This window comes from Tahibacter sp., from assembly GCF_035481375.1.
Lineage (GTDB): Bacteria > Pseudomonadota > Gammaproteobacteria > Xanthomonadales > Rhodanobacteraceae > Tahibacter.
Window position 1 is genome coordinate 1 of the sequence record NZ_DATIGT010000045.1, and the last position, 4,818, is coordinate 4,818.

Below are 4,818 nucleotides of genomic sequence, written 5' to 3' on the forward strand. Positions count from 1 at the left end.
GGCTCGCGCGCTTCGCGGACCGCGTCGCACGACGCTTCGTCGCGGCGTCGCTGGTCGCCGCCCTGCTCGCGTTCGCGGCATGGTCGACGGTCGATCCGTCGCGCGCGTTCGAGATCCTGCTCGCCGTGCTCGTGATCAGCTGTCCGTGCGCGCTGTCGCTCGCGCTGCCGGCGGCGCTGGCCGCAACCACCGATGCGCTCGCGCGCCGCGGCGTCCTCGTGCTGCGTGCCGACGCGCTGGAGACGCTGGCCGCCGTCGACACGCTCGTGCTCGACAAGACCGGCACGCTGACCGAGGCGGTGCCGATGATCGGCAATGTGTCCACGTTCGGCGGGCATTCGCGCGAAACGGCGCTCGCCGCGGCGGCGGCGCTGCAAACCGAGGCGCGGCATCCGCTGGCGATGGCGTTCGTCGTGGCGGCGGCGGGAACCCGTCCCGACCCAGCCCTCCCGTCGAGCGGGAGGGCTCCAGGCACTAGCCCTCCCCTTCAAGGGGAGGGCATGGGTGGGGACCGGGTTCGCCTCGGCGCACCCACGATCGCCGTCACGCAACGCCGCATCCACGCGGGCCTCGGCGTCGAAGGCCGCATCGACGGCCGCGACGTGCGCCTCGGCCGCGCCGACTTCGCCGCGCGCCGCGCCGACGACGGCGCGATCTGGCTCGGCGACGGCAACGAATCATTTGCGCGCTTCGAGATAAAGCAACAACTGCGCAGCGACGCGCCGGCGCTCGCCGACGCGCTGCGCCGTCTCGGCGTCGCGCCCGAAATCGCGAGCGGCGACGGTGCGGCGGCAACCGCCGAAGTCGCGCAGACGCTCGGCATCGCCGACTGGCGCGCGCGCCAGTCGCCCGAGGACAAGCTCGCGCGCGCGCAGGCGCTGCAGCGCGCAGGCCGCGTCGTCGCGATGCTCGGCGACGGCATCAACGACACGCCCGTGCTCGCGGGCGCGAGCGTGTCGTTCGCATTCGCCGACGGCGCCGCGCTCACGCATCGCGCCGCCGATTTCGTGCTGACCGGCAGTCCGCTCGCACGCCTTCCGCAGAGCATCGCGCTCGCGCGGCGCGCGCGCGCCGTCGTGCGGCAGAACCTCGCCTGGGCCGTCGGCTACAACGCGCTCGCGCTGCCGTTCGCCGCGCTGGGCCTGATCGCGCCGTGGCTCGCCGCGCTCGGCATGGCCGCGTCGTCGCTGCTCGTCGTGCTCAACGCGCTGCGCCTCGTCCGGAGCGACGCATGACCATTCTTCTGCTGCTCGTGCCGCTGAGCGTGCTGCTGCTGGGCGCGGCCGTCGCGGCATTCGTCGGCGCGGTGCGCGGCGGACAGTTCGACGACCTCGACACGCCGGCGCTGGCGCCGCTCGAGGAGAACGACCGCCGTGCCGATTGACCTCGTCGTGATCGGTGCCGCGTTCCTGAGCGGCCTGCTCGGCGGCCTGCACTGCGTCGCCATGTGCGGCGGCATCGCGACCGGACTCGGATCGGCCGTCGGCAAGGGCAGGCCGTGCCTGAGCGCCGCCGTGTTCATCAATGCCGGCCGCGTCGCCGGCTATGCGCTCGCCGGTGCGGCTGTCGGCCTCGCCGGTGCGGGGCTCGTGCAGATCGCGCGCACCGCACTGCTGCAAGGCGTGCTGCGCGCGCTGCTCGGCGTCGTGATCGTGCTGCTCGCGCTGCGGCTGCTCGACGTCGGCCGCCGCTTCACCGTGCTGCATCGCGTCGGCGGCGGCATCTGGCGCCGACTCGCACCGCTGCAGCGGCGCCTGCTGCCCGCTGCGACGCCGCCGAGACAGTTCGCGCTCGGCATGCTCTGGGGCTGGATGCCCTGCGGGCTCAGCTCGACGGTGCTGCTCGCCGCGTGGCTGCAGGCCGATGCGCTCGGCGCAGCGCTGGTCATGACGAGCTTCGGCCTCGGCACGCTGCTCTTGATGCTGCCGCTGACCTGGAACGGCGTGCACATCGGCCGGCGTCTCGCACAGCCGGCATTCCGCCGCGCGGCCGCGGGCGTCGTGCTGCTGTCGGGACTCGTCACGCTGTTTTCGCCGTGGCTCATGCGCTTGCCCGGCGTGCACGGCGTGCTTGCGGGACTCGGCTGCGTCGGTTGATCTGGCGGCATGCCCGTGGTGCGACGCAACCGGAAACACGGCGCAAATGCCCTTCGGTCATTGCGCCCTGCGACGGCTCCGATCGTAGGACGCAACAGACGGGGCGCATTGCGCCATCGTCTCGTCGCGCTCGCGCGCGAACAGCCGCACGCGACGTCCGCGCACGGCAATCAGGCCGTCGTCCTGCAGCCGCGTGAAGCTGCGGCTCACGGTCTCGATGACGAGGCCCGCGTAGCTCGCGATGTCCTCGCGCGTCATCGGCAGCACGAATTCGTCGCCGTCGCGGCCGAGCGCGCTGAAGCGCTGCGACAGTCCCTGCAGGAACAGCAGGATGCGGTCGTCGGCCTGACGGCGGCCCATGAGTTCGACGTGATCGTGGTCGCGGCCGACGCTGGAACCGATCACGCGCAGGATCTGGCGCTGCAGCCCCGGTACTTCCGCGGCGACCGCGTGCAGATCGTCGAGCGGAATCTCGCAGACGTGCGCGGTTTCCAGCGCGATCGCATCGCAGCGGTGACGGCCGCTCGCGAGCGCGTCGAGACCGACGAGTTCGCCTGCGAGATGGAAACCGATGACCTGCTGCTCGCCGGCCTCGCTGCTGGCGACCGTTTTGAACGCACCGTCGCGCGCGACGTAGAGACGCGCCGTGCGCGTCGCGGCACGGAACAGGTATTCGCCGCGCGCGACCGTGCGGCGCTTCTTCACGAGCCGATCGACGCGCTCGACGTCGGCGCCGGCGATGCCTGCCGGAATGCACAGTTCGCGCAGCGAGCATTGCAGGCAGTGGCGGCGGACGGATTCGAAGTCGACGATCGCGGTCATGTTCATGCGGCGAGCTTAGACGGACGCCGCGAAAGCCGCGGGACGGCTGCGACGTTGTGTCACGACGACTTTGGTCGGGGGCGGATGCGCAGCGGAAAGGCGCGTGGGGACGAGCGAGAAACGAGTGGAGAGGAGCGCCGAGCACGCACGCGTACAACACGCTGTCGATGACTATGCGATCTTCTACGACACCGAGCGGCTTCATTCCTCGCTCGGCTATCCACCCCGGTCAAGGCCGCCGCGGCTGACGCAAACCACCTTTTCGAGTGTCCTGGGAAACTTGACCACTTCACCGGTGCGTCGTCGCGTGCGGCGAGATCGGCGTCGAATACGCCCTGCAGTGCGAGAATCGCGTTCATGGTCCGACGGCAAGCCGGCGGCTGCCGCCCGGCCCTGGTTCCGATCAACGCGGCAAGGCGATGCACGGAACGGGTCGCGCGACATGCAGGCCGGCGAAAGACGGACTGGCGGAAGAGGTGGGATTCGAACCCACGGATGGTCGCCCATCGCCGGTTTTCAAGACCGGTGCATTCAACCGCTCTGCCACTCTTCCGGTGCGGTGGCGACGGCAGGGGCCGTCGCGGGCCGGCATGGGCCGGCTGCGGTCGGAAAGGATAGCGAATCCGCTGCGCCAGCTCCACGTTGCGTCCGGACGTGCGCTGATGTACGCGAAAATCGTGTACATGCGCATTGTCACTGTTGTGTGCGTGACGTACGTTTCAGTCGCTGCAAGCGACGGAGGACGGGATGATTAGCGTTGTTCTGATCGATGACCATGCGCTCGTCCGCAACGGCTATCGCGCGATGCTCGAACGGCAGCCGGGATTCACCGTCGTCGGCGAAGCCGGCGACGGCGAGGCCGGTCTCGCGCTGATCCGGCGCACCGAACCCGATATCGCCGTGCTCGACCTGCACATGCCCCGCCTGACCGGCGTGGAGGTGACCGAGCGCGTGCGCCGCAGCGAACTGCGTACGCGCGTCGTCATCGTCACGGTTGCGGGCGACGCGCCGTTTCCGCGGCGGCTGCTCGAAGCGGGAGCGTCGGGTTATCTGACGAAGGCCTGTCCGGCCGAGGATTTCCTGCAGGCGCTGCAGCAGGTCGCCGACGGGCGCCGCTACCTCGCGCCGCTGATCGCGCAGCAACTCGCGATGGAAGCCGTCGAGGGCGGCGGCGGATCGCCGTTCGATCGACTGACCGCGCGCGAACTCGAGATCGCGATACGTCTGGCGCAGGGCGACGACGCCCAGACGCTGTCGCGCTTCCTCAACATCAGCGACAAGACGATCTCGACCCACAAATCGAACATTTTCGGAAAACTGGATATTGATAATGTTGTCGCATTGGCGCATCTGGCCAATGTGCACGGCGTGCTGCATCTCGGCGGCGCGCTCGAGACCGCGAACGGCACGCGGCGGCGGCGGCGGAGATAGCGCGGTCGCGGGTGAAGGCGCCGCGGCTGCGCAGAACGCTGGAACGGAAGGGTTGAAGCGACGGCGCCGATTCCGCTCGGGATCGGCGCCGTTTTTTCCTGCTTACTCGCTCTTGTCGGCGTCGGCCGGCTTTTCGTCGGCCGCAGCCGGCGTGCGCAGCGCCGAGGACACCGCCTGACGCACGCTCGTCGCGGCGGGTTCGCTTGCCGGTTCAGGCATGCCGAGCGGCAGCTGGCCGGTGACCGGCGCGGGCTTCGGTGCGTCCGCCGCCGGGCGGCTCGCGCCCGGAATCGGCGCGGAAGCGACCGCGTTCGGTACGGCCAGCTTGACCGGCGCCGGGGCGGGGGGCGCGGCGGCCGGCGGCGGCGTCACCGGCGTCGGTGCAGCGGCTTTCGATGCCGGTGCCGACGCGGGGATCGGCGCCGTGCGCACCGGTGCCGGTACCGACGGATCGAGCACGGGCTTGACC

5 protein-coding genes, 1 tRNA gene and 1 pseudogene are annotated in these 4,818 nt (G+C 70.7%); 4 read left to right on the top strand and 3 right to left on the bottom strand.

Annotated features, from left to right (window positions below; genetic code table 11):
* The 3 genes from VLF18_RS03115 to VLF18_RS03125 form a co-directional block, all read left to right on the top strand.
* Positions 1–1,235, top strand: a 1,235-nt coding sequence (locus VLF18_RS03115) for an HAD-IC family P-type ATPase (protein ID WP_325278161.1), incomplete at its 5' end; no start/stop codon positions are given.
* Complete coding sequence (ccoS, locus tag VLF18_RS03120; RefSeq protein ID WP_325278162.1) at positions 1,232–1,384, top strand: cbb3-type cytochrome oxidase assembly protein CcoS; 153 nt, start codon at positions 1,232–1,234, stop codon at positions 1,382–1,384. The genes VLF18_RS03115 and ccoS, both read left to right, overlap by 4 nt.
* Positions 1,374–2,096 carry a sulfite exporter TauE/SafE family protein gene (locus VLF18_RS03125; RefSeq protein WP_325278163.1) on the top strand — a complete coding sequence of 241 codons (723 nt, stop codon included), beginning with the start codon at positions 1,374–1,376 and terminating at the stop codon, positions 2,094–2,096. The genes ccoS and VLF18_RS03125 overlap by 11 nt, the downstream gene beginning before the upstream one ends.
* 57 nt (positions 2,097–2,153) lie before the next feature.
* Here the strand turns inward: VLF18_RS03125 and VLF18_RS03130 are convergent, their stop codons facing one another.
* Together VLF18_RS03130 and VLF18_RS03135 are read right to left on the bottom strand one after the other, a co-directional pair.
* Positions 2,154–2,924 carry a helix-turn-helix domain-containing protein gene (locus VLF18_RS03130; RefSeq protein ID WP_325278164.1) on the bottom strand — a complete coding sequence of 257 codons (771 nt, stop codon included), beginning with the start codon at positions 2,922–2,924 and terminating at the stop codon, positions 2,154–2,156.
* Between the two features lie 459 nt (positions 2,925–3,383).
* Positions 3,384–3,471 (bottom strand) — tRNA-Ser (locus VLF18_RS03135).
* A gap of 194 nt (positions 3,472–3,665) precedes the next feature.
* Between VLF18_RS03135 and VLF18_RS03140 the strand changes: the two genes are divergently transcribed.
* On the top strand, positions 3,666–4,349 hold the full coding sequence (locus VLF18_RS03140; RefSeq protein WP_325278165.1) for a response regulator transcription factor: 684 nt from the start codon (positions 3,666–3,668) through the stop codon (positions 4,347–4,349).
* A 102-nt stretch (positions 4,350–4,451) separates the two neighbouring features.
* Here the strand turns inward: VLF18_RS03140 and VLF18_RS03145 are convergent.
* Positions 4,452–4,818 (bottom strand): annotated as a pseudogene (locus VLF18_RS03145) (hypothetical protein); the annotation flags it as partial.